At 48.8% G+C, this 26,468-nt stretch carries 21 protein-coding genes; 1 reads left to right on the top strand and 20 read right to left on the bottom strand.

The window, feature by feature from the left end; genetic code table 11:
• Positions 1-6: 6 nt before the first annotated feature.
• The 20 genes from ACXAJH_RS11655 to ACXAJH_RS11560 all read right to left on the bottom strand — a co-directional run bounded on the left by ACXAJH_RS11655 (position 7) and on the right by ACXAJH_RS11560 (position 22,970).
• Positions 7-1,662: an acyl-CoA dehydrogenase family protein gene (locus tag ACXAJH_RS11655; RefSeq protein ID WP_474969386.1), complete on the bottom strand. Its 1,656-nt coding sequence runs from the start codon at positions 1,660-1,662 to the stop codon at positions 7-9.
• Positions 1,659-3,191 carry a class I adenylate-forming enzyme family protein gene (locus ACXAJH_RS11650; protein ID WP_474994052.1) on the bottom strand — a complete coding sequence of 511 codons (1,533 nt, stop codon included), beginning with the start codon at positions 3,189-3,191 and terminating at the stop codon, positions 1,659-1,661. Before ACXAJH_RS11650 ends, ACXAJH_RS11655 begins: the two co-directional genes overlap by 4 nt.
• A complete protein-coding gene (locus tag ACXAJH_RS11645; RefSeq protein ID WP_474994050.1) occupies positions 3,188-3,580 on the bottom strand; it encodes a MerR family transcriptional regulator in 393 nt (130 codons plus the stop codon). The genes ACXAJH_RS11650 and ACXAJH_RS11645 overlap by 4 nt, the downstream gene beginning before the upstream one ends.
• 113 nt (positions 3,581-3,693) lie before the next feature.
• A complete protein-coding gene (locus tag ACXAJH_RS11640; RefSeq protein ID WP_474971064.1) occupies positions 3,694-4,512 on the bottom strand; it encodes a hypothetical protein in 819 nt (272 codons plus the stop codon).
• Between the two features lie 318 nt (positions 4,513-4,830).
• Positions 4,831-6,498 (bottom strand): glycerol-3-phosphate dehydrogenase/oxidase, encoded by a 1,668-nt coding sequence (locus ACXAJH_RS11635; protein ID WP_474970432.1) that lies wholly within the window; start codon positions 6,496-6,498, stop codon positions 4,831-4,833.
• A 225-nt stretch (positions 6,499-6,723) separates the two neighbouring features.
• Positions 6,724-8,223: a glycerol kinase GlpK gene (glpK, locus tag ACXAJH_RS11630; RefSeq protein ID WP_474969390.1), complete on the bottom strand. Its 1,500-nt coding sequence runs from the start codon at positions 8,221-8,223 to the stop codon at positions 6,724-6,726.
• A 15-nt stretch (positions 8,224-8,238) separates the two neighbouring features.
• Positions 8,239-9,039 (bottom strand): MIP/aquaporin family protein, encoded by an 801-nt coding sequence (locus tag ACXAJH_RS11625; RefSeq protein ID WP_474969391.1) that lies wholly within the window; start codon positions 9,037-9,039, stop codon positions 8,239-8,241.
• Between the two features lie 116 nt (positions 9,040-9,155).
• Positions 9,156-9,707: a glycerol-3-phosphate responsive antiterminator gene (locus ACXAJH_RS11620; RefSeq protein ID WP_474969392.1), complete on the bottom strand. Its 552-nt coding sequence runs from the start codon at positions 9,705-9,707 to the stop codon at positions 9,156-9,158.
• Positions 9,704-10,216: an acyltransferase gene (locus ACXAJH_RS11615; RefSeq protein ID WP_474969393.1), complete on the bottom strand. Its 513-nt coding sequence runs from the start codon at positions 10,214-10,216 to the stop codon at positions 9,704-9,706. Before ACXAJH_RS11615 ends, ACXAJH_RS11620 begins: the two co-directional genes overlap by 4 nt.
• 3 nt (positions 10,217-10,219) lie before the next feature.
• Positions 10,220-10,858, bottom strand: coding sequence for a pyrophosphatase PpaX (gene ppaX, locus ACXAJH_RS11610; protein ID WP_474969394.1), 639 nt, complete (start codon positions 10,856-10,858; stop codon positions 10,220-10,222).
• Positions 10,833-11,789 carry a nucleoside recognition domain-containing protein gene (locus tag ACXAJH_RS11605; RefSeq protein WP_474989688.1) on the bottom strand — a complete coding sequence of 319 codons (957 nt, stop codon included), beginning with the start codon at positions 11,787-11,789 and terminating at the stop codon, positions 10,833-10,835. Before ACXAJH_RS11605 ends, ppaX begins: the two co-directional genes overlap by 26 nt.
• A gap of 13 nt (positions 11,790-11,802) precedes the next feature.
• Positions 11,803-12,639: a prolipoprotein diacylglyceryl transferase gene (lgt, locus tag ACXAJH_RS11600; RefSeq protein WP_474969396.1), complete on the bottom strand. Its 837-nt coding sequence runs from the start codon at positions 12,637-12,639 to the stop codon at positions 11,803-11,805.
• A 12-nt stretch (positions 12,640-12,651) separates the two neighbouring features.
• Positions 12,652-13,584 carry an HPr(Ser) kinase/phosphatase gene (gene hprK / locus ACXAJH_RS11595; protein ID WP_474969397.1) on the bottom strand — a complete coding sequence of 311 codons (933 nt, stop codon included), beginning with the start codon at positions 13,582-13,584 and terminating at the stop codon, positions 12,652-12,654.
• Between the two features lie 158 nt (positions 13,585-13,742).
• Complete coding sequence (locus tag ACXAJH_RS11590) at positions 13,743-14,099, bottom strand: phage holin family protein (protein WP_474969398.1); 357 nt, start codon at positions 14,097-14,099, stop codon at positions 13,743-13,745.
• A 26-nt stretch (positions 14,100-14,125) separates the two neighbouring features.
• The gene (locus ACXAJH_RS11585; RefSeq protein WP_474969399.1) at positions 14,126-15,154 is read right to left on the bottom strand and encodes a DUF4097 family beta strand repeat-containing protein; all 1,029 of its coding nucleotides are present in this window, start codon (positions 15,152-15,154) and stop codon (positions 14,126-14,128) included.
• Positions 15,155-15,258: 104 nt separating this feature from the next.
• Positions 15,259-15,912 carry a bacillithiol biosynthesis deacetylase BshB2 gene (bshB2, locus tag ACXAJH_RS11580; protein WP_474971061.1) on the bottom strand — a complete coding sequence of 218 codons (654 nt, stop codon included), beginning with the start codon at positions 15,910-15,912 and terminating at the stop codon, positions 15,259-15,261.
• Positions 15,905-16,276: a YojF family protein gene (locus ACXAJH_RS11575; protein WP_027956289.1), complete on the bottom strand. Its 372-nt coding sequence runs from the start codon at positions 16,274-16,276 to the stop codon at positions 15,905-15,907. The genes bshB2 and ACXAJH_RS11575 overlap by 8 nt, the downstream gene beginning before the upstream one ends.
• Before the next feature lie 66 nt (positions 16,277-16,342).
• Positions 16,343-19,219: an excinuclease ABC subunit UvrA gene (gene uvrA / locus ACXAJH_RS11570; RefSeq protein ID WP_474994048.1), complete on the bottom strand. Its 2,877-nt coding sequence runs from the start codon at positions 19,217-19,219 to the stop codon at positions 16,343-16,345.
• Between the two features lie 6 nt (positions 19,220-19,225).
• On the bottom strand, positions 19,226-21,205 hold the full coding sequence (gene uvrB, locus ACXAJH_RS11565) for an excinuclease ABC subunit UvrB (RefSeq protein WP_474969402.1): 1,980 nt from the start codon (positions 21,203-21,205) through the stop codon (positions 19,226-19,228).
• A gap of 175 nt (positions 21,206-21,380) precedes the next feature.
• Positions 21,381-22,970, bottom strand: coding sequence for a peptide chain release factor 3 (locus tag ACXAJH_RS11560; RefSeq protein WP_474969403.1), 1,590 nt, complete (start codon positions 22,968-22,970; stop codon positions 21,381-21,383).
• Positions 22,971-23,231: 261 nt separating this feature from the next.
• Between ACXAJH_RS11560 and ACXAJH_RS11555 the strand changes: the two genes are divergently transcribed.
• A complete protein-coding gene (locus ACXAJH_RS11555) occupies positions 23,232-26,435 on the top strand; it encodes a DEAD/DEAH box helicase (RefSeq protein WP_474969404.1) in 3,204 nt (1,067 codons plus the stop codon).
• The last annotated feature ends 33 nt before the right edge of the window (positions 26,436-26,468 follow it).

Here is a 26,468-nt window from a genome sequence, read left to right as displayed (position 1 = left end):
GTCTGTTTAAGGTTTGACGGCCGTCCGGTATAACAGATCATCTGCATACTGAAGGACCAATGGATGTTCCACGTTTGATTCGCGGTGAAAATGCAGATGGAGATACAAGCCGGCGGCCTTTTCTGTGCGTCCGCCTTCTCTTTTCATCTCCAGCGCGGTGACCCCTTCATAGAGCAGAGCCATCCTTTTGGCGAGGCGTTTGCTGTAAAGGGTCTGCTCCCGTTCCTTCATCTGCATCATCCGGATGGCTTCTTCATGAAAATCTTCCAAGTATCCGTCGACCGCCCGGACATCCTCATCTTCTACCAAGACATCCATTCGTGCTTTAAGCTCGTCGTAAAACAGCTGGTGGGCCTGATACTTATGGAACAGCCGGAGAACCTCAAGGCCGAGGATGTTCGCCGTCCCCTCCCAGACTGTAAGCACCTGGGCGTCGCGGAGCAGCCGTGGAGTGACAAAATCTTCGATATATCCATTGCCTCCATGAAGTTCAATGGCTTCCTGGGCAAAGTGAACCGCCTGTTCTGCTGATTCCTTTTTTAATACAGCAATCCGAAGCCGGTTCAGCACCGCTTCTTCCGGACGGTGTTCTGGAGCATGAACCATGCGGTCAAAGGCACGGATCATGTGAAACACCGCCCGCGTTTCTACTTCCTGTTTCACTGTCATAGTGGAAAGGGTGTCCTGAATCATCGGGTAGTCAATCAGCCTGCCCCCGAACGCCTCCCGTTCTTTCGCATAGGCAAGGGATTCGGTGACTGAGCGGCGCATAATTCCAATCGAAGCCACAGCATTGCATATCCGGGAAAGGTTCAAGGCTTCCATCATGTAATAAAACCCTCTATCCGCCTCTCCTACTAAGTAAGCCTCGGCTCCTGCAAATTCCACCTCGGCTGATGGAACAGCCCGGACTCCGAGTTTGTCTTTCAAACGGCGGATTTGAATGCCGTTCAACTGTCCATCCCCGCCCCGCCAGGGCACGAGAAACAGACTCAATCCTTTCGTGCCCTTCGGTGCACCTTCCATCCTGGCCAGAACCATAGCGACGCCACAGGCACCGGCATTACTGGCAAAATACTTTTCTCCATAAAGGTGGTAGACGTCCCCCTCCTTCACGGCCTTGACTTCATTCGCCCCAACATCCGACCCTCCCTGGCGCTCGGTTAAGAAAGTCGCTCCTTCAAAAAGGTCCACCTCTCCTGTGGATAGGACGTGAGGCAGATACTCAGCTTTCAATTGGTCATCAGCGTAATGATCGATTAAATAGGCAGTAGCCATTGTAAGGGTGACCGGACAATAAAAGCCGGGCTCTGCCTGGGAGAGCAGGTAACCGAGTGCAAAGGAATACGTGTAATCCCCCGGCACACCCAGTTCCGGAATCTGTTTATGAACAAAACCCACAATACCCGTGTTGTAGGTATCCTGAACAGTCTTCAAGTACCCTTCGTTGAGACGCACATAGGAAATGTCCCGCCCCATCTTGTCATACTTAATCAAAACAGGCTGCCCATCTCTGTCCGTGTACGCCGCGCGCTCATCAATGTCGTGAGCACACAACGCGCCGTAATTTTCCAGCTTAGGGAAGGCCCATTCCTGAAAAGGTTCATTCCAGGATTGCTTTAGTACATGCTGAAGATTTTCGTCATTTACAAAAAAATTCATGACCGGTCCCCCTGAACCTGTTGATTTTCTTCTCGAAGCTTGTGCTTCAACAGCTTGCCTGTGGCATTCCGGGGCAGCTCCTGCACTTCTTCATACAACCGCGGGATTTTATACCCTGCCAAGTGGTCTTCAAGAAACCCCCGGCATTCCTCTTCCAATTCATCGATCCTCCCGTGCGAAACGATAAAAGCCTTCACCGTTTCACCCCAGTCGGGATGAGGGACGCCCGTCACCGCCGCATCCTCAATGAGGGGATGCTGTAAGAGGATGGTTTCAATTTCCCGCGGATAGATATTGACACCTCCCGAGATGATCATATCTTTCTTACGATCGACCACCCACACATACCCCTCCTCATCCCGCACTGCGAGATCACCGGTTTTCAACCATCCGTCCTGAATGACTTTTCTGGTGAGCTCCGGGTCTTTGTAGTAGGCTTTCATAACCCCATCTCCCCGCAGACAGATTTCGCCCACCTCTCCCGCTTCGGTTTCCTGCCCATCGTCACGGGCGATTTTCATTTCACAGTTGAGAGCCGCACGCTGTCCGATACTGCCTGCTTTTCTTTCATGCTCTGACGGAAGCAGAAGAGTACCGTTGGGACCGGCTTCTGTTAATCCATATACACAGTACAGGCTCTCTGTGTCCAACTGTTCTTGTATGAAATCCACCTCCGTACGGGAAAGCGGCGCCCCTCCATAAACCCAGTGTTTCATCCAGCTCATGTCTGTATCAGCAACATCCGGATGTCTCGCTGTCATTAAATAGGCGACAGGCGCCCCGAAGAAATGCGTCGTTTTCTCTCTGGATACGAGTTCCAGCAAAAGATCAGGCGTAAATGATGGGGCTGTAACATGAGCAGCTCCGACATAGGTACCTGCGGTTAAAAACAAGTGAAGCGGAGCGGAATGGCTGAGTGGCATCATATGAAGAATCCGGCTCGAAGCTTTCATCTCCATTTCGATGGCCATCATAATGGAAACGCTTACTATGTTTTTGTGCGTAAATACTACTCCTTTTGGCGTCCCGGTTGTTCCTGACGTATACAAAATGGAAGCCTCCTCCTCTTCAGAAGCATCATTCACGACTTCCACCCCCTCTTCCTGAGCCAGGAGAGCGGAGTAGGAGAGCCAGTTCCCCCGGGACACCCCGGTTTTAATAAAGGTTCCCATTTTGTCTTCTGCAAGCCCTTTGACTTGTGGCCACGTCTGTTCATGTGCAAGCAGGACGACTGCATCACTGTGATCATAAATATAGGAAACTTCCTTCTCTATCAGCCGGGCATGAATGGGAACGACCACCGCTCCCGCCCGGTGAGCTGCAAAGTAGCTCACGATAAACTCGATTGTGTTCGGCATGTGAATGACAATTTTATCCCCCCGTTCTACACCAAGTCTCATAAAGGCGCGGGCCAACTGATTCACCTGTTCATCCCATTCCTTATAGCTCAACCGTCGATCGGGTGAAATCAATCCATCTTTATCCGGGTATTTTCTTGCCTGATAAGCCAGCATTTCTGATACATTCACAGCGATTCTCCTCTCCGCTCCCTCAATTCCTGCTCAAACCTTGCCATCCAAGTGTCCATTTCCTTCTTTAATTCCGATAATTCACGGATCCTGATGTCCACTTCCTCCATCTTTTCCCTCCCGTAAGACATGGTCCTTTCCAACTGGCTCACTCCGGAAGGGTCTTGATCAAATAGTTCGATCATTTCCTTGATTTCTTCCAGATGAAAGCCATACTTTTTGCCACGGAATATGAGTCGGATTCTTGTGAGGTCCCCCGTGGAGAAGACCCTCCGTCCCTGGAGGTTCCGTTCCGGCCTGATTAAGCCGATCTCTTCGTAATACCGGATCGTCCGCTTCGTTACATCAAACGTCTCAGCTACATCCTTAATCGACAGTCCGTCTCTCATCTGCAGCGCCTCTCATTGAATGAATTTTCCAACAATTACACTATACCATTTACGTTAACGTCACCTTCAACTATAAAATTTTGGAAATTAAAAACACCAGCGTTGGCTGGTGTTTAATAATTCCCGTATTGAAATAAAAATAGAAAAGCAACAAGGGAGGAAGGAACCTGCTCCCTTACAGACCATTCTATGATAAAACCCGGCATGTTCCCGAAACGGTCGGCCGCTTCGGTCGGAATAGCTCCCTGCTTAATCTCCGCCCAGATCCTGCCGTTTTCATCTGTCACCTTGTACCAGCCGAGGTAACGGTCTCCTTTAAGCTGCCACCGGAGGTTAGGTCCTTCAATAAAACCGATGATCCGCTTTCCATCCGTCCCTTTCCACTCTTTCGTATAAGCCGTATACCTGCCGGCTTCGTTCTGAATATAACCGCGCCATTGGAAGCCGCCCTTTTTCTCAAGGCGGTACTGGGACGCATCATAATCATCTTTACAAACAAAAGAACCTGATTTAATAGAAGGAAAAGAAAGCCAGCTTGAAATGACAGCGGCCGGTTTATACTTCCAATGGTGTTCTTCCTCCGCCCGTGCATATCGTTCCCCATTCATATCATAAAGACCAGCTTGATCATTTCTAATATCCTGCTGCCCAAGGTACATGCGCTTCGGAAAAAGGGGATAAGTGTATTCAGGACCGAACTCCGCAGTCTGGATTGTCGTATGCCGTAATTTTTTGAAATCCTGTATACCCGTTGCAAACAATCCTGCTCCCGTTACAAAGAACAAGGGGAAGTAAAAAAGAGAAAGGATAAAGGATGCCTCCTGGTATAATAGGATGGAAAAAAGAAAGAACATACCCAAAACCAGCAGAACCCCACCCGTGATCAACTGTCTTCCCGCATCTTTCAATATCAATGACCGAATGTCCATCATACCTTTTCCCCCTTTTCTATGTTCTACGCAGCAAACAAGGAAAAAGTTTCAGAAAAAACTGGTCTTATAAGAGGACAGGAAGAAGAAAGGAGTATGCATCCTCCTCCCCATCTATCAAACAATACAGGAAGATTTTTGAATCCAATGGAAAAATCCTGCGTGACATTTGGCGGAGAATGTACCATAGAATCCGTTTGCTTGTTAGCTTATGAAAATAAGGCCATTCCGAGGCCGTGCATTTGTCGGTTGATAAATTCGCAGCACCGATTTCCCCGAGAACTTGAAAACCCGTCCTCCGGAGAGGACGGGTTTGATTACTTATACATATTCAATAGGCGTAACGGCTTCTTTTAGAAGCTGATCAAGCTGCTCGGTATATTCTTTCTTCTGCTCATCTGTATAGTTTAAGGATTCAGCCATGTAGTCAATAACGCTGTCCTTATGATCGCGTACCCATTGGATGTTGAAGAACAGGGCCGCGGTACGACGGACGAAGAAGTCCACCGGTTTGAAGGTCATTTCCTCTTCAAGCGCGTAAGCAAGCTGAGCAAAGACGATTGGATCGATGCCTTCGTTCTCCGCTTCCTGCTTACGGTTTTGGAAGTTATTGAACACTTTATCCACGTTGGCACCATAAAGCTGGATCAGTTTATCTGCTTCCTCTTTATCGATACCAATGGATTCAGCGATTTTCAAGCGTTCTTCCTTGAACTGCTTGAATCCTTTAGAACCGCCAACTTCTCCTCCGGAAATAGCCATGCGCTTCGTCTCGGAATCAGAATAGCGGACGCCGGTTTCTTCCATCAACTGATCGCGGACAAGATCCACGGCAGTCACAGCCATCTTACGGTAACCTGTCAGCTTCCCACCAGCCATGGAAATCAGACCGGAATCAGAAACAAAAATTTCATCTTTACGGGAAATCTCAGATGGATCTTTGCCTTCCTCATGAATAAGAGGACGAAGGCCGGCCCAGCTGGATTCCACATCTTCTTTCGTCGCTTTGACGGTCGGGAACATATAGTTCATTGCTTTGATAATATAATCGCGGTCTTCTTCCGTCATCGTCGGGTGGGAAATATCCTGATCGTACACCGTATCCGTTGTACCGATATACGTTTTACCGTTTCTCGGGATAGCGAAAATCATACGACCGTCCGGACTGTCGAAGTAAATCGCCTGTTTCAGCGGGAATACAGACTGATCGAATACAAGGTGAACACCTTTGGTCAGCTGCAGGGTTTTCCCTTTCTTGGAGCCATCGATTTCACGAAGCTCATCCACCCATGGACCGCCCGCATTGATGATTTTCTTCGCTTTCACGTTATACTGTTCTCCTGTGATTAAATCCTCCACTACTGCTCCAACGATTCTGCCTTCATCACTATAGATAAAGTCCACGACTTTGGAGTAGTTGGAAGAGTTGGCACCATATTCGACTGCTTTTTTCATGACTTCAAGAGTCAGACGGGCATCATCTGTCTTGTACTCTACGTAATACCCAGCACCTTTTAAGCCGTCCTGTTTAATGAGAGGTTCACGCTTAAGGGCTTCTTCCGCACTCATCATGGAGCGGCGTTCGGATTTCTTAACACCAGCAAGATAATCATAGACGCGCAGGCCGATGTTCGTAGAGAACGGGCCGAAGTTTCCGCCCTGGTGGAATGGAAGCAGCATCCATTCTGGAGTGGTTACGTGCGGGCCGTTTTCATATACGATCTCCCGCTCTTTTCCTACTTCTGCCACCATTTTAACTTCAAACTGCTTCAAGTAACGCAGGCCGCCGTGTACGAGCTTCGTGGAGCGGCTGGATGTTCCGGCTGCATAGTCCTGCATTTCAACAACCGCTGTTTTCATGCCGCGGCTGGCCGCATCCAGTGCGATTCCAGAGCCGGTAATTCCTCCCCCGATGACGAGTACGTCCCACTCTTCCTGAGTCAAGCGTTCAAATTGACGTTGTCTTTCCAAGCTTGAAAATGATTGCATATCGATCTCTCCTTCTTCCGTTGTCTTCATTTAATGGTCTGGTACGGATATTCCCGAAAATGTCGAAAGTTATGTGTGGGAATGTTCTTTAGACACTGTGGCATAAAAAAAGAGACCACGAAACTCCTTATGCTGTGCATAAAGCTTCGTGGTCTCTCCGCGTCTCCGACCGTGTCCATCAACTTGTACTTTTATTATATCAGAGAGCGGACACGTGTCAAAGATTTATTCTTCAGGCTTGAAGACCCGGGTAGCTTCCACAGCTTTCTGCCATCCTTTATATAGTGTCTGCGTTTTCTTTTCCTCCATACTTGGCTGGAATTCACGCTCCACCTTCCATTGATTTTCGATTTCACGGCGGTCTTCCCAGAAACCAACTGCAAGACCGGCAAGGTAGGCAGCTCCAAGCGCTGTCGTTTCATTGATTTCCGGACGTTCCACGTTCACATCAAGCAGGTCACTCTGGAACTGCATCAGCATATTATTTTTCACAGCACCGCCGTCCACCCGGAGCGTTTTCAATTCAAGACCGGAGTCTTCCACCATAGCATTGACCACATCTTTCGTTTGATAGGCCAGCGAGTCGAGCGTTGCTCTTACAAAGTGGGCTTTGGTTGTTCCCCGTGTCAGACCGAAGACAGCTCCGCGCGCTTCACTGTCCCAATACGGTGTTCCAAGACCAACAAAGGCCGGCACCACATACACACCGTCAGCAGAATTCACTTCTCCTGCAACCTCTTCACTTTGAGGAGAAGATTCGATCATCTGCAGACCGTCACGGAGCCACTGGATGGCTGAACCAGAAACGAAGATACTGCCTTCCAGAGCATATTCGACTTTACCATCCAGCCCCCAGGCCAGTGTTGTAAGCAGACCGTGATTGGACTTGACAGGTTCTTCCCCGGTATTCATTAACATGAACCCACCGGTGCCATAAGTATTTTTAGCCATTCCTTTTTCAAAGCAGGCCTGTCCGAACAGAGCCGCATGCTGGTCCCCGGCAATCCCTGCGATCGGTACTTCTTTTCCGTAGAAATGATAATCAATGGTATGAGCATAGACATCAGAGGACTCTTTCACTTCAGGAAGCATGCTTTCTGGAACGTTCAGCAGTTCCAGGAGCTCCTTGTCCCATTCCAAATCATAAATGTTGTACATAAGCGTACGGGAAGCGTTGGAATAATCCGTAACATGGGCCTTCTGGCCGGACAGCTTATATACGAGCCACGTATCGATCGTTCCGAACAGCAGGTCCCCGTTTTCGGCTTTTTCTCTTGCTCCGTCCACATTGTCCAAAATCCATTTCACTTTCGTTCCTGCGAAGTAAGGATCAAGGAGAAGACCTGTCTTTTCACGGAAGGTATCTTCCAGTCCCTTCTCCTTCAATTCGTTACAAATGCCCTGCGTCTGTCTGGACTGCCAGACGACGGCTTTGTAGATCGGTTTTCCTGTATGTTTATCCCACACGACGGTCGTTTCCCGCTGGTTTGTGATACCGATTCCAGCAATGTCCCCGGCGTCTACATCCGCAAGGCGGAGCACATCGGAAATACAGGCAAGCACAGATGTCCAGATTTCATTGGCATCATGCTCCACCCATCCTCTTTTTGGAAAGTATTGTTGAAATTCCTTCTGTGCGGTTTCAACAATTTCTCCATCGCGGTTGAACAGGATGGCCCGCGAGCTCGTTGTACCCTGATCAATTGATAAAATATAGTTTCCCATGGTAAATCTCTCCCTTTATGCTTGTTTCACTTTTTTTAATTCTATGTTCATGGAACTGAGAAGGACAGCGGCAACAACCGCGGATCCTATCCAAAACCATATGGTATACTCCGCCTGGAAAATGGCTTGATAAAATAATCCGCCATACATTCCGCCGATAGCCGGGCCGGCCACAGGAATCCAGGAGTACCCCCAATCAGATCCTCCCTTACCGGGGATAGGAAGAACCGCATGCGCCACTCTCGGCCCAAGGTCCCTCGCAGGGTTGATCGCATAACCGGTTGTAGAACCAAGGGACATCCCGATGGCCACAATCAACAAGCCGACGATCAACGGATTCAAGCCGTCTGTGAAATCATTGGCCCCAATAAATAATAACCCCATCACGAGTACAAAAGTACCGATCATTTCACTTACCAGATTGGAAATAGGACTGCGTATGGCCGGATCCGTACAAAAGATGGATTTGATAGCCAGCTGATCCTCCGTATCTTTGAAATGAGGCAGGTAATGGAAAAACACGATGGCTGCTCCGATAAAAGCCCCCATCATCTGCGCGGTGATATATAGTGGGACTTTCGCCCACGGGAAATCTCCGACAACAGCAAACCCAAGTGTTACTGCCGGATTGATATGAGCGCCTGTAACGCTTCCAACCGCGTACACGCCCATGGCAACAGCAAGGCCCCAGGCAATTGTAATAAGCACCCAGTTCCCTTCCGCTTTTGTAGCTTTCAAGTTCGCTCCGGCTATGACACCGCCTCCAAAAATGATTAAGATCATCGTACCGATCAGTTCACCCATAAATTCCGTCATGTGCCCGCTCCTTTCCGATCTTCAGCGGATCCCTGCCAAAAACGCACAACTATTAGCGTCTCTTCTAATCTCTGTGCGTTTTCAGGCTCCTTTTTTACAAAGGGCGTCTGGATCATCTATTTGGAAAACTTCCATAAGTCGGTACGAGAAGTAGAAACGGCAGAAGCCCCGGAGGCCAGTGCCTGCTCTACGTCTTCTTCCGTACGGACGAGTCCTCCAGCGATGACAGGTACCCCGATCCGCTCTTTAATCTCTTTTATCATTCCCGGCAGGACACCAGGCAAAACTTCGACGTAATCAGGCTCCGTTCTTTGAATGAGCTTCACATTATGCTCAATGGCCTGACTGTCAATCAGAAACAACCGCTGCACAGATAGGATATTGTATTTTTTCGCCTGATGAATGACATGTCCTCTTGTTGAAATCACTCCGTCGGGTTTCACTTCCTGACCGAGGTATTCCATACCGTAATCATCCGCTTTCAAGCCTTGGATCAAATCCACGTGGACGAGGACTTTTTTCCCCGCCTTCTGCCCGAGACGGACGAGCTTTCGAAGCAGTCCGAGACGGCTTTCAAGAAGGATGATATACTCCGTATCCGATTCCAGCAGGGTTTCAAAATCCTTGATTTTCTTTACTGCCGGTAAAACCGTCTGTGTAAAACTCATTCTTCCGCCTCCCGCTGAGCCATCTGCTCTTTCGTATAAATGACCTTCATCGGGTTTCCCCCGACAAAACTGCCGGGTGGAACATCTTTATTCACCAACGTTCCGGCCGATACGACCGCCCTGTCCCCAATCGTGATTCCCGGGAGGATTGTCGTATTGGCTCCGATCAGAACTTCATCTCCGATGATCACCTCACCCAGCCGGTATTCATCGATCAAATATTCATGAGCTAGGATGGTTGTATTGTACCCAATTACCGTATTATACCCAACTTTGATCTTTTCGGGAAACATAATATCAACCATGACCATCAAGGCAAAGGCTGTCTGGTCACCCACCTTCATGTTCAAAAACGTGCGGTACAGCCAATTTTTCATTCCGAGAAAAGGGGTGTAACGTGCCATCTGAATAACGATGAAATTTTTTACGACTTTAAAAAACGGCACGGTTTTATAAATATGCCACAGGGAATTCGCACCCTCGACGGGATAGCGGTCTGTCTTTCTCATCGATTATCTCCCGGTAATCTGCAGCAGGTCACGCATGTTATCCAGCATGTAATCCGGACTTAATTCGTCCAGTACATTTCTGCCCTTGACAGTCCACACAACCCCGGCTGTTTTCGTTCCGGCATTTTTTCCTGCTTCAATATCGTGGGTATTATCACCGACCATGAGAGCTTCTGATGCCGGCGTATCCAGTTCTTGAAGCGCCCGCACGATCGGCTCCGGGTGAGGTTTGGCATTGGTCACATCATCAAGAGTGACAACCGTTTCAAACAAGCCGTCCAGATTCGTGAGTTCCAGCCCCATATGAACGGTGTTCTTCATCTTTGTCGTCACAACACCAAGACGGAATCCCTGCTTCTTCAAGGTATGCATCGTTTCGACAACCCCTTCATAGGCAGTCACATAACGGTCATGGTTTTCCACATTATGTTCGCGGTAGGTTTCCACCATCTCCTCCACTTTGTCCGGGTTGATCTCAGCCAGGCTTTCCACAAGAGGGGGGCCGATAAAATCCAAGATCTCTTCACGCGTATAGTCTCTGTCCCCATATTGGGCGATGGTGTGAGTGAAGGATGCGATAATCAGTTCATTCGTATCAATCAGTGTGCCGTCTAAATCAAAGAGAATGGTACGTATGCTCATGTGATGTATCCTTTCTATTATGTTGTAATTTGTTCCAAACAAACCCTACGGCCGCTGTTAACAGCACAGCTGTCGTTAACCGGATGATGAGAAGCGGCCAGACAGGGATGCCGAGTGGAATGAATACGAGCGTATCTTCGACAACAGCATGACAGGCGACAAGGAAAATGACGGCCAGATACATATCCTTTTTCGATACACCGTCCTCTTCCACGGCCTGAATCATCAAACCGGCGCCGTAGGCAAGACCGATCGTCAAGCCGGCGGCCAGCGTCATGGATGTATTCCGCTCCATACCTAAAAACCTGGTGCAGGGAGCGACCCATTCCGAAAATTTGTCGAGCCATCCTTTTTCTCTCATAAACTGCATAACGACCATCAATGGGATGACAATGAAGGCAAGCTGGATAATCCCCATGCCGGCCGTCTGCACCCCCTGGATGATGATTTCCGTCCATCCCTCCGGTTCCACAGGATTAGAGGGGGCAAGGCCGTACTTCGCCTGTTCCCCTCCCCCGTCCCAGAACAAATGGATGACAAATGCGGAAAAGAAGGCAAGGGTAAGGCGGACACCGATAACGATCCACCAGCTGACCCCCACTTTTTTAGCAACGGTCGATTCAATCAGCAGGTTATGGGAGAACGACAGCATGACAGCTAAAATAAATACTTCTTTCACCGTAAAATCAAAGGAGAGAATCGCAGCGATGCCGGCATACAGGTTCAAAAAATTCCCAACCACTAAAGGGACAGCCGCCTGGCCTGGAAGACCGAGCCACCCCATCAGAGGTTCCAGTTTGTCCATCACCCATGGCAGGACAGGCGTATACTGGAGAATCGTCACAATCAGTGTTACGGGAAAAATGACTTTCCCCAGTGTCCATGTTAAATCCAGGCCCTTTTTCCCACCACGCAGCCACGTTCCTTTCATGCTATCGGCTCCCTTATTTTACTTTCTTTCCGTTATAATATTTATCTGCCATTCCGCTCTTTCTGCGGTAATACATGAGTACGGCACTACCGATCACCAGGACAATGGAAATAAATTGAGCCATACGAATATCTCCGAACAAGTAGAGACTGTCCGTACGCAGTCCTTCCACGAAGAAACGGCCGACAGAATACCATATGACATAGCTTAAGAAAACTTCCCCACGACGCGGGTTGAATCGGTGGCGGAGAACGAGCAGAAGAGCGAAACCGATGATATTCCAGACAGATTCATAAAGAAACGTCGGGTGATACACCGTTCCGTCAATGCACATCTGCTGGTTGATAAACGCGGGCAGATACTGCATGAAATTCTCGTAAAAAGCCTGTGAGACAGGTCCACCGTGGGCTTCCTGGTTCATGAAGTTCCCCCAGCGCCCGATCGCCTGACCAAGAATAATACTCGGGGCAGCGATATCTGCCATCATCCAGAAGGAGATGCCTTTTACTTTTGTATAAATATAGGCGGTCAGCACCGAACCGATCAAAGCTCCGTGGATGGCGATTCCGCCTTCCCAGACAGCAAAAACCTTCCACAACGGGCCGCCGGCATACCGCTCCCATTCAAAAATCACATAATAAAGGCGGGCACATAAAATGGCCGCAGGGATGGCGAAGACCACAATGTCCACCATATAGTCCTTTTTCAATCCCAGTCTTTCTGTTTCTCTTGTCGCAATCCATAATCCTAAAAAGGCTCCTGTAGCAATAATCAAGCCATACCAGTAAACAGAAAGTGGACCCAGCTGAAGAAAGACGGGATCAAGAGGCTGTGCTTCACATGTCTGCATCTTGTTTCCTCCTTATTTTCCCGTTTGATCCTGATCGATCACTTTGGTTAACCGCTCGGAAAACTCTTCTGCGGCATTAACGCCCATCCGCTTCAGGCGGAAGTTCATCGCTGCCACTTCAATAATGACGGCAAGGTTACGCCCCGGACGGACAGGGATCGTCGCTTTCGGCACATGAACGTCCATAATTTTCATCGTCTCTTCCTCGAGGCCCAGGCGGTCATACTGCTTGTTCTTATCCCAAATTTCCAGGTTGATGACAAGGGTGATGCGTTTGAAGCTGCGGACAGCACCAGCGCCGAACAGCGTCATCACATTTATAATACCGAGACCCCGGATTTCAAGAAGATGTTCAATCAGAGGCGGACTGTTTCCGATCAGCGTATCGTAATCTTCCTGCCGGATTTCCACGCTGTCATCAGCAACGAGGCGGTGACCACGCTTCACCAGTTCAAGCGCTGTTTCACTTTTACCCACGCCACTCTGACCGGTGATCAGTACACCAATACCGTAAATATCTACAAGGACACCGTGTATAGCTGTAAACGGGGCAAACTTGGACTCCAGGAAATTGGTCAGCCGGCTGATGACTCTCGTTGTCTTATATGGAGAGATCATCAGCGGGACGCCAGCTTCTTCAGCGGCTTCAAACAACTCTTCCGGAATATCCATACCCCTCGTTATAACGATCCCCGGGGTAACATCGGTGCAGAGCTTTTGCGCCCGCTCCTGACGCTGTTCCTTTGTCAGTTCATTGAAATAGGACAGCTCTGTCTTCCCGAGAAGCTGCAGTCTGTCTTTCGGGTAAAACTTGAAATACCCGGTCATTTCTACACCGGGGCGGGAAATATCACTCATATGTATTTCACGGTGAACTCCATCTTTTCCGGTTACTAATTCAAGCTGAAACTGTTCCAGTAAATCTTCTGTGCGGACCTTGCTCATCTTTCCAACAACCTCCATTCATCAATCACTGTCCCCTATTGTAGCATGTTTTGCTGAAATCTTGGATAGGTCTGTATCAACCAGGGGTCCCTATCAGTATAGACATAAAATACGTCCTGCGCATAAAAAAACCGTACGGATTTCTCCGTACGGCTGCATCAGGATGTCTTCATATCTTTCAAAAGACTGTTTAGTACCAGGTTCAAGAAAGAAATGATGACCGCGGCAAGGATGGTCATGCCAAATCCATCAATATCGAATGTACTTCCAAGGAACAAGTCGGTCAGAGCCAGTGTGATGGCGTTGATCACAAACAGGAACAGTCCGAGCGAGACAATCGTAATCGGAAGAGTCAAAATGACAAGAAATGGACGGACGACCGCATTAAGGATCGAAAGGATAAAAGCGGCAAGCAAAGCACCGCCGACACCGTCAATCTGGACACTGTCGAGCAGGGCTCCGACAGCAATAATGGCAACAGCATTCACTAGAATATGCAGCAGCCAGTTTTTCATAACATTCACCTCATTTTCCCACTGTTTTAAAGCTGGACAGGGGGCTGTATCTTCACTGAACCAGTCTTCGTCTCTGCTTCTATATGATAAACATCTTCAAATTGTTCATACGCTTCGAATTCCAGCGTCTTATTCATTACGTCTTTCCGGTCTTTCAGGATTTTATAATTATCAAGGCTGCACTGAAGGGAACCGAATTTCGTTTTCAGAATCCCGTCGATTTTACGTTCCACAGGAAGAGAGACCTGAATGGCCCCTGCGGTCGTTTTCAAAAAGGCGGTATGCGCTGTGCTTCCTTTATGGTCTACGGTGATCCCTCCGCTCACAGAGGACCCATCAATTTTACCGAATGTCCCTTCGAGGGTCACCGGCCCGTTGATCGTATCTGCTTCCAACTGATCGAACACGCCTTCTTCAAGCTTGATCAATCCGTTGGCTGTATAAATTTTGCAGCTTCTCCCTTTCAGGCGGGCCCCTTTCACAGGACCGTTGGAGGTTTTCAAATGGAAATGCTCTCCTTCCAGGCCTTCCGCGTGCAGGGAGCCGTTCTGAAGCTGAGCTTTAATAAATTCATAGGAGCGTTTCGGTAAGTAAAGATCTGTATGCATTTTGATTTTCTTGGAAGGACTGGCCAAACGCAGCAGGCCATATTTGATGTCGAATTGAACATCTCCGTACACACGTTCCTTCGCCTCTTCCTCTGTGGCCGCCTGATACACTTTCATTCTGGAGGATGCCTTCACCTGATCCTCCTCCCAGGAGTAGACATGGAGGGAACCGTTGGCAATCATTAGATCCACTTCCTTCAAGTCTCCGGCATCAAGCAGGGAATCCTCTTTAATCTCCACCGATTCTCCAAAAGCAAGATCAAAGTCGGCGTTCTTGATTTTATCCACCGCGTCATCAAGAAAGTTCACAATGCCATACTTTTTCTTCTCCGGCGGTTCCTCTCCTTCACGTTCAAGAGCACTTAAAAGCTTCGCTCCTTCTTCTGCATTGATCGTACCCTTTTCAATCATCTCCAATATTTTCATACGTTCTTCATTTACCGGCATATATTCACTCTCCTTTACCTATCTATGTACGTTGTTCCCATAAAAAAAGATTCAAAAACAAAAAACCATGGATCGGACGTAAGGTCTGATCCATGGCTGCTATCTTAAAAGTGCCAGCGGTAAAACCGCTCTGTTTTCAATCGTTCCAGCTGTTCAGCGGCCTGATCATGATTTTCGATCAAACTCATCATTCCGTCCGCCTGGGAAAGGTGGGCCTGAATGGCTGCAAGCTTCTTTTCCCAATAAGGGCGGATATCATAAACGATATCCGGTTCCCCTAATACATCCGCATGGCCGTTGGAAATGGCGTGCATCCATACATCCGGGCGCGAGGCCTCTTTCATCGATTTGACGGCCTCGACCGCTGCGGCTCCGAGAGCATCATGATCCGGATGGACCGCGTACCCCGGATAATGGGTGATGACCACCGTCGCCTCCAGCTCTTCCAGTCTCTTCTTCAAATGAGACGCTACCTGATCACGCGGTTCAAATTCAAGTGTCTTATCGCGGTAGCCGAGAAACTCCACTTTTATATCGAGTTGTCTGGCTGCTTCCTTCAATTCCTGTCTGCGGAATGTGGACAACGTCTCTCTGTTAGCAAAAACCGGGCTTCCCATATTCCGTCCCATTTCCCCCAGTGTTCCACAAAGGTATGTGACTGGAACTCCTTCATCCCTGAATTTAGAGATGGTGCCGGAAGCACCAAAGGACTCATCATCCGGATGTGGGAAAATGACGACCACATGCCCTTTACTCATCAGGATCCGCTCCGTGTGAAAATGGGGTCTCGCTGATTTCCAAAGCGACCATCAAGCGGCCTTCACGGTCATGCCCCGCCATCAGAAGACGGCCTTTTTCATCGATTTCATAATCGCTCAGCCCTTCGGCGTACACCCATCCGAGATCAAGTTTAAGACCTACACGGTAGCTGCCGCCTGTGCTGACGATTTTTCCGTGTTGATAAGAAACTTCCGCATTACGGATGAAAGCTCCCACGTTATAGGCATTCTCATCGAAGTGACTGGCGTACGCACCATTGGTTGTTTCCAAATGCACGTATACCGTTTTATTGGCTAACTGGTTGATTTTATCCTGAACTTTGTTCGGTTGTATTGATTCCACTCATATTCCTCCCGTCCAACCATTCTTGGTTAACGATACTTAATTTGGCGGCGGGCGTCAAAACATCTACTTGCCGGCCACTTGTTCGCGACTGTCCATCTGCTTTTCCATACGCTCACGGTCTCTCTCCAGAACGGGCTTCAAATACCGCCCTGTGTAGGAATCCTCCTGCTCAGCGACGTGTTCAGGCGTGCCACTTGCAATAATCCGTCCGCCATTTCCGCCGCCTTCCGGTCCTAGATCAATAATGTGATCTGCTTCTTTGATGACATCAAGGTTGTGTTCAATGACAAGCACCGAATCCCCATTATCAACGAGACGCTGGAGAACTTTCAGGAGACGGGAAATATCATCGACATGAAGACCGGTCGTCGGCTCATCCAAAATGTAGAAGGATTTTCCGTTGGACCGGCGGTGCAGTTCACTCGCCAGTTTCACACGCTGGGCTTCCCCGCCGGACAATGTGGTAGCCGGCTGGCCGAGTTTAATATATTCCAGACCGACATCGGCAACCGTCTGCAGTTTGCGCTTAATTTTCGGAATGTTGGCGAAGAACTCCAGCGCTTCTTCAATCGTCATTGCCAGAACATCGGCGATGCTCTTGTTTTTATACTTCACTTCCAGCGTTTCTCTGTTGTACCGTTTACCGTCACAGACTTCACAGGGAACATAGACATCGGGAAGGAAGTGCATTTCAATTTTAATGATTCCGTCTCCGCGGCAGGCTTCACATCGTCCACCCTTGACGTTGAAACTGAAGCGGCCTTTTTTGTACCCGCGGATTTTCGCTTCATTCGTCTGTGCAAACACATCACGGATATCATCAAAGACGCCTGTATAGGTCGCTGGATTGGATCTTGGTGTTCTTCCAATTGGTGACTGGTCGATATCAATCACCTTGTCCAGGTGCTCTATGCCTTCGACAGCTTTATGCTGTCCAGGTTTCTGCTTTCCGTTATGAAGCTTCATAGACAGCGTCTTATAGAGGATTTCGTTGATGAGTGTACTTTTCCCCGACCCGGAAACTCCTGTCACAGCCGTGAAGACCCCGAGCGGAATATCGGCATTCACTTTTTTCAGGTTGTTTTCTTCCGCTCCTTTCACTTTCAAGGAGCGCCCGTCGGATTTCCGCCGTTCAGAAGGCAGGGGAATAAACTGCCGGCCGGATAAATACTGGCCTGTCAGGGACTTGCGGTTTTTCATGACCTGTTTCGGTGTCCCCTGAGTGACGATATTTCCGCCGTGGGCACCTGCACCTGGTCCGATATCGATCAAGTAGTCCGCAGCGAGCATGGTATCTTCATCGTGTTCCACGACAATCAGAGTATTGTCCAGGTCGCGCATCCGCTTCAGCGTATTGATCAGACGATCATTATCCCGCTGATGCAGACCGATGGAAGGCTCATCCAGAACATAAAGAACGCCGGTGAGGGCGGAACCGATCTGAGTCGCCAGCCTGATCCGCTGGGCTTCACCGCCAGACAGCGTACCCGCAGAACGGGACAGCGTTAAATAGTCCAGGCCGACATTGGCAAGGAAGCTGAGTCGTTCACAGATTTCCTTCAAAATCATCCGGGCGATCGTTTCTTCTTTTTCCGTCAGTTCCACAGACTCAAAAAATTCTTTGGCCTCTGTTACGGAAAAATCAGTGGTTGTACCAATATGGCTGCCGTTGATCAAGACAGACAGAGCCTCTTCATTCAAGCGGTTGCCTTTACATTTCGGACACGGCTTCTGCGCCATGTATTTCTCCATCTGTTCACGGATATAATCGGAACTCGTTTCTCTGTACCGGCGGGAAATGTTCGGAATGACACCCTCGAAGAAAATTTCGTTCTCACGTACTTTGCCGAAGTCATTTTCATAGCGGAAGTAGACTTTTTCATCGCCACTACCATAAAGAATACGTTCTTTATGCTCTTCTGGAAGATCACGGAACGGTTTGTCCATATCAATGCCGTAATGGTCCGCTACGCTTTTCAGAAGCTGCGGGTAATACTGGGAGCTCTGAGGTTCCCATGCAGCAATCGCATGTTCATTCAGGGAGCGTCCCCAGTCCGGAATGACAAGATCAATGTCCACTTCCAGCTGAGTGCCGAGTCCATCACAGCGGCTGCAGGCACCATACGGACTGTTGAAGGAGAACATCCTCGGCTCCAGTTCACTGACGGAGAATCCACAGATCGGGCAGGCATGATGCTCGCTGAATGTAAGTTCTTCTTCTCCGATGACATCGACAATCGTGTTCCCATTCCCAAGATTCAACGCTGTTTCCAACGAATCTGACAGACGTCCTTCGACACTGTCTTTAATGACAATCCGGTCGATGACCACTTCAATGGAATGCTTTTTGTTTTTTTCGAGTTTTATTTCCTCGGAAATTTCCCGCATTTCCCCATCGACACGAAGGCGGATATACCCTTCCTTCTGGAGCTGCTCAAACACTTTCACATGCTCACCCTTACGACCGGAAACGACCGGGGCAAGAATCTGCATTTTCGTGCGCTCCGGATATTCCATCAAACGATCCACCATCTGCTGGACGGTCTGGGAACTGATTTCAATGCCGTGGTTCGGACAGGTCGGGCGTCCGATCCTGGCAAATAACAGACGGAGATAGTCGTAGATCTCCGTTACCGTTCCGACCGTGGAACGCGGATTTCGGCTTGTCGTTTTCTGATCGATGGAAATGGCCGGCGACAGACCTTCAATCGAGTCTACATCCGGCTTGTCCATCTGTCCGAGAAACTGACGGGCATAAGCACTTAAGGACTCTACATAACGACGCTGTCCTTCCGCATAAATCGTATCAAAAGCCAGTGATGATTTTCCGGACCCGGATAAACCCGTCATGACGACGAGTTTATTCTTCGGGATATCAATATCTATATTTTTTAAATTGTGGGCACGGGCTCCCCGAACGCTGATATGTTTACTGGGCATACTCCATCATCCCTCCGCTTTTAATTCCAGCAGAATGTCGCGCAGCTCAGCGGCCCGTTCAAAGTCGAGGTCACGCGCAGCCTGCTTCATTTCTGTTTCCATATTGTCGATCATTTCCTGACGTTCCTTCTTCGTCATTTCTGAAGGCTTCTTGCCTGTCTCATAGCTGATATCTTCTTCAGCGACGGCGGTTGCCTTAATCACATCACGGACCTCTTTCTTAATGGTCTGTGGTGTAATGCCGTGCTCTTCATTGTAAGCCATCTGTTTTTCACGACGGCGGTAGGTTTCATCGATAGCATACTGCATGGATTTCGTCATCTTATCCGCGTACATGATGACTCTGCCTTTTTCGTTACGTGCAGCACGGCCGATCGTCTGAATCAGAGAGCGGTCGGAACGCAGGAAGCCTTCCTTATCCGCGTCCAAAATGGTAACGAGTGACACTTCAGGAATGTCCAGACCTTCACGCAGCAGGTTGATTCCTACAATGACATCGTATTTACCGACCCGCAGATCACGGATGATTTCAATACGCTCCAGTGTTTTAATCTCCGAGTGAAGATACGCCACCTTAATCCCGAGGTCCTTCAAGTACGCCGTCAGATCCTCGGACATTTTCTTCGTCAGGGTCGTAACAAGGACGCGCTCGCCCTCATCTTTCCGCTTATTAATCTCCCCGACAAGATCATCAATCTGACCGTGGATCGGGCGTACTTCAATTTCAGGATCAAGCAGTCCTGTCGGCCGGATGATCTGTTCGATCATTTCAGGGGTATGTTCAATCTCATAAGGTCCAGGTGTTGCCGATACATAAGCGATCCGGTTGATATGCTCCTCAAATTCAGGGAACATGAGCGGCCGGTTATCAAGAGCCGATGGAAGTCGGAACCCGTGATCAACCAGCACCTGCTTACGGGCACGGTCCCCGTTGTACATCCCTCTTACCTGGGGAAGGGTCACGTGCGACTCATCAACCATAATTAAGAAATCGTCGGGAAAGAAGTCAAGCAGCGTATAAGGTGTCGCGCCTTCTTCGCGGAACGTCAAGTGACGGGAGTAGTTCTCGATACCGGAACAGAATCCCATCTCTCTCATCATTTCCAGATCATAGTTCGTCCGCTGCTCAAGACGCTGGGCTTCCAGCAGCTTTTCCTGGTCACGCAGTTCTTTTACACGCGCTTCCATTTCTGCTTCAATGTTGGCAATGGCTTTTTTCAATTTTGCTTCACGTGTGACGAAGTGGGAAGCCGGGAAGATGGCGACATGCTCTCGTTCACCTGTCACTTCACCCGTCAACACATCCACCTCACGAATCCGGTCGATCTCATCTCCGAAAAACTCCACACGAATGGCATGCTCTTCTCTGGAGGCGGGGATGATTTCTACAGAATCTCCGCGGACACGGAACGTTCCGCGTTGGAAATCGATGTCGTTACGGGCATATTGAATATCTACAAGCTCGCGGAGAAGCTGATCTCTGTCCTTTTCCATACCGGAACGGACGGAAAGCACCTGGCTCCGGTATTCTTCTGGAGAACCGAGGCCGTAAATGCAGGAGACACTGGCAACGATGATGACATCATTGCGTTCGAACAACGATGAGGTAGCCGAGTGTCGAAGCTTATCAATCTCATCATTGATGCTGGCGTCTTTTTCTATGAAGGTATCGGAAGAGGGAACATACGCTTCCGGCTGATAGTAATCATAATAGCTGACAAAGTACTCGACAGCATTGTTGGGAAAGAATTCCTTGAATTCACTGTACAGCTGTCCAGCCAATGTTTTGTTATGGGCAATAATTAAGGTCGGTTTGTTCACCTGTGCAATGACATTGGACATCGTAAACGTTTTTCCGGTACCTGTTGCGCCCAGAAGTGTCTGGTGCTTTTTCCCGTTCTGGATCCCCTCGACCATTTTTTCAATGGCTTTCGGCTGATCTCCCTGTGGGGAAAATTTCGAAACTAACTCAAACTTCTCATCCACGACGAAAACCTCCGTTCCTTACTAGTTACACATTAGTTTACCACATCAGTTTATCATTCTAACATCCATCGAACAAACATTCGGTTCCGGATGCTCGAAAGATCTTTCTAACCATTCATTATACCCATGTTCAGTCATATAAAAAGCACTCTGCTCAGCGCAGAGTGCTCATTGATTAATTTTCGAATGTCTGGTTGTACTGGTTCACTTCAAATAAATCGGTCAGTTCAATATCCGGATTCTTATCTTTGAACCAACGGAGGGAGAAGTCATTTTTGAACAGGACAAGCGGATTGCCTTCCCGGTCTTCGGCAAGCATGTTCCGTTCATCGAACAATGATTCATCCACCTGATCCTCATTCAACCAGCGTGGGATCCTTTCCCCGAGCTGTGTCAATTCAATATCCACATTGTACTCATTTTTCATGCGGTATTCGAACACTTCGTATTGAAGTTCACCGACCGCTCCGATGATGTAATCCTCAAAGCGATAGCGTTTGAACAGCTGGATCGCTCCTTCCTGCACGAGCTGCTCGAGCCCTTTACGGAACTGTTTGGACTTCATGACGTTTTTTGCGGTCACCTTTTTAAAGATTTCAGGCGGGAACTGCGGCAGTTCATCATACTGGAACCTGGATTTCCCTGTAACGATCGTGTCACCGATCCGGTAGACGTTCGGATCATAAATGCCGATGATATCTCCGGCGTAGCCCTCTTCAACCGTTCCTCTTGAGGAAGCAACAAACTGCTGGGACTGGGCAAGTTTAAAGGTTTTCCCTGTCCGGGAGAGTGTCACGTTCATCCCACGCTCGAACTTGCCTGAGCAGATACGCACGAAAGCTACACGGTCACGGTGCTGCGGGTTCATATTGGCCTGGATTTTAAAGATGAATCCGGAGAACTCTTCATGATCCGGTGAAACGACGCCTTCTGTCGACTTCCTTGGCGCAGGCTCCGGTGCCATATCAATGAAGCTGTTGAAGAATGTTTCCACACCGAACGGGGCCAGGGCACTCCCGAAGAAGACAGGGGTCTGTTCACCGCGCATGACTTTATCCATATCGAAATCTTCCCCGGCTTCATCCACAAGCATCATTTCTTCTTCCGCTTCCTTATACGTCGCGTTTTCGGTCAGCTCAGGATGCTGATCAAGTTCAGCATAAGGAATATATTCTTCTTCCTCATTCCCTGTGTACTGGACAAACTGCTCGTTCTGGCGGTCAAACACACCAAGGAAACGCTTGCCCATTCCGGCCGGCCATGTCATGGGATAGGTTTCGATATTCAGCGTTTCTTCGATTTCTTCCATCAGTTCAAACGGCTCGCGGCCTTCCCGGTCCATTTTGTTAATGAAAGTGAAGATCGGAATCCCACGCATCTTACACACTTTAAACAGCTTCAAGGTCTGCGCTTCGATTCCTTTTGTTCCGTCAATAACCATGACCACACTGTCTACGGCTGTCAGCGTCCGGTACGTATCCTCACTGAAGTCTTCGTGACCAGGTGTGTCGAGGATATTGACTTGATAGTCTTTATAAGGGAAGTTCATCACACTGGAAGTTACGGAAATTCCACGCTGTTTCTCAATTTCCATCCAGTCGGATGTGGCGAATTTTCCGGTTTTTTTCCCTTTGACTGTACCCGCAGAACGGATCAAGTTACCCAGTAAAAGCATTTTCTCCGTCATCGTCGTTTTACCGGCGTCCGGGTGGGAGATAATAGCAAACGTGCGGCGTTTTTTCATTTCATTTTGTATATCATTCATCGTGATATCCTCCGTCGTATTAAAAATTTCTATATGAATGGGGTGGAAAGGATATACGTCCTACATGATCTGATTCACTCCATAAAAAAAGCGCTCAGACTTATAAGCGCCTTCCTCGTATTTTTTATATGATACATTGAAAGTTAGCATAACCAACCATTAAAATCAATCACCCGGACAGGATTCCAAAGGCAGGGGCGTTCTCCTGGACCGCTTAAACCTGTTATAATGAAACTAAAACTGAGAGTAAGGATGCCAAGTATGCAGAGCTACTTATTACAACCGAAAGATATAAAGAAAATTACCGGTGAAGCCTTTTATTCACGAGGAAAACAATATTTTGAATCCGGCAAAGTGTACGGACTTTCCCATAACAGCGCTATCCATTCCTGGCGCGCTGTTGTTGCGGGCACTCATGATTATGAGGTGCGCGTCTTCTTTTTTGAGGATGATGATGTGGAGGCCACGTGTGAGTGTGCCGCCTACTCCACCTATTATACGTGCAAGCACATTGCTGCGGTACTGATTGCCATCCGCGAAAGAGCCCTGGAGGAGCTTGCTCCGAAACTGGCTGACAAAGGCCGGAACCGTTCGCCCAGGACGACAAGCCAGGACCGGATGTTTGCGGTCAGTCTATTCGAAGCCTTCCGTCAAAAACAGGAAAGCCGTACAGGGATGGACACGAAAAAGCCGCTGCGCATTCAATATTCCCTGCATATTCAATCCATTCTCGGCACACGCAGCCTCGGGATTGAATTAAAGCTTGGAGAGAAATACCCCTACGTTATTAAAAATATCCGTGAACTGCTGGAGTACATCCGAAAGCAGCAGCCCTACCGCCTGACCAAATCGTTTACGTACGATCCTGCTGAACATACGTTTTCGGAAGAGGATCAGGCCATATTCCAGCTGCTTCAAAGGGCGTATGAGCAGGAGCAGTTTTTTGAGCAGCAGTGGAATACCGCTGAACAGAAAATCTTGAAAATCTCCCCCGCCCTCGTCCACCAGCTTCTGCCCCTGCTTGAAAAGCAGGAGACGGAGGTCATCGAACGCGGCAGCCAGGCGGGTCCACTCCATTACGAAGAGTCTTTTCCTGATTTAACGTTTTATGTATCGGAAGAGCGCGGACATTTCCACATGCATATGAACCATTTAAAGGATTATGATTATTTATCTGATTACCACCTGCTTTATAAGGAAGGAAACTTCTATCCCGTCGCTCAGGAAAAGGAGGAAGTGATCCGGACGCTGTATTCCATCCTTCCCTACAACTCCAACGGCAGCCATACGATCAGCCATAATGATATGGAAGGGATCGTTTCGTACGTCCTGCCGGAACTGGCAACGATTGCGGATGTGAATCTGGACACGTCCGCCCAGCAGAAAATCAACCAGGAAGATCTCAGGGCTGAAGTGTATCTTGATTTCCAACAGTGGACATTAACGATCGATGTGAAATTTCATTACGGCGACCTTGTCATTGACCCTTTTAATGATAAGGAACGCCCCGGACAGACCATTGTTCAACGCGACTTTGAGACGGAACAGAACATCATGCAGATTATTGAATCCGCCGAATTTAAATTCGACGGGGAGATGGTGTATTTAGAAGACGAGGATCGATTGGAAACGTTCCTCTATCAATACCTGCCTTCTTTAAAGAAATACAGTGACGTATTCTTATCCGGAGCGGTCCGGTCACTGTTTGATGATCAGCAGCATGAACTGCAGGCGTCCATTGACCTTGAATCCGATGGCAGCTGGCTCGATATCAGCTTTGCCATCGAAGGCATCAGTACGGACGATGTAACAGAAGCTTTAAAGGCGGTCATTGAACGGAAAAAGTACTACCGATTATCCGATGGGGCGCTGATGTCCTTGACCTCTGATTCATTTGAGCGTTTCCAACGACTTGTGGAGGACTTGAACTTAACCACCGGAGATGTGGAGGACAACCATTTTCAAGTTGCCGCTGCACGAAGCCTGCAGGTGGATGAAACGCTGGACACGAACCTTTCCGACCGCAGCAACCGTTATGAAGAACTGGTCACCCGGCTCCGGTCCCCCCAGTCCTTTGAGATTGATCCACCCGAGAATCTGCAGGCAGATCTTCGGTCGTATCAGCTGACGGGTTTCCGGTGGATGAAGATGCTCAGTCATTACGGACTCGGCGGCGTCCTCGCTGACGATATGGGGCTTGGCAAGACGCTGCAGACGATCTCTTACATTCTCGATGAAAAGCAGGAGGGATCCTTAACCGCTCCAGCTGTTATCGTCGCTCCAGCCTCCCTTGTTTACAACTGGAAAAAGGAGCTCGAAAAATTCGCCCCGTCCCTCACGGTGCAGGTGATGACCGGTGACCCTTCAGAACGCCAGGCCGCCTTTGAACAGGCGGAGGGTAAAGATGTGTGGATCACCTCTTATCCCCTGCTCCGTCAGGATATTAAGCACTACGAAGATAAGGACTTTCATGTCATGGTCCTTGATGAGTCCCAGGCCATCAAAAACGAATCAACGAAAACAGCCTCTTCCGTCCGGTCCTTGCGTGCGAGACACCGGTTTGCCTTGAGCGGAACGCCGATCGAAAACTCGCTGCAGGAACTGTGGTCGCTGTTCCGCGCCATTATGCCCGGATTCTTTACGAGTAAGAAGAAGTTCACGCAGCTGAAACCGGCAAAAATCTCACAAATGACACGCCCGTTTATTCTGAGACGGATGAAAACCGAAGTGCTTGATGAACTTCCGGACAAAATTGATTCGGTTCAATACTCCGAGCTGACCCGTGAACAAAAAGAGGTGTACCTGGCTTATTTAGAACGAATCCAAAACGATATCCAGGAAACCATCGCAACGAAAGGAATTCAGCGCGGAAAACTGGAAATCCTTGCAGGTCTTACACGTCTCAGACAGATCTGCTGTCATCCCGCCCTGTTTCTTGAAAATTACGAAGGACAGTCCGGAAAGCTGGAACAATTGAAAGAACTGGCGGAGGAAATGAAAGCCGGCGGCCACCGGATGCTGATTTTCTCGCAGTTTTCCAGCATGCTGACCCTGATGCACAAAGAGCTGACTGACAACGGCCTGGATGCCTTCTATTTAGATGGAAGTACAAAATCAGAAAAACGGATGGACATGGTCGAAGCCTTCAACAACGGAGAAAAAGACGCTTTCTTTATCTCCTTGAAAGCCGGTGGGACCGGACTCAATCTGACCGGCGCCGATACGGTCATCCTTTATGATCTTTGGTGGAACCCGGCTATTGAAGAACAGGCAGCCGGCCGGGCCCATCGGATCGGTCAGGAAAAAGTCGTCCAGGTGATCCGGATGATATCCGAAGGAACGATCGAGGAGCGGATTTATCAGCTTCAACAGAAAAAACGCGACCTCGTCGATCAGATCATCCAGCCTGGAGAATCGATGCTTACATCGCTGAGCGAAGAAGAAATCCAGCAGCTGTTTCAATAAATCCTCACAAAAAAGCACGAGCGGACGCATCCG

The organism is Halobacillus sp. ABD4_316 (assembly GCF_056161385.1).
This window is presented reverse-complemented; position numbering and strand designations above follow the sequence as displayed.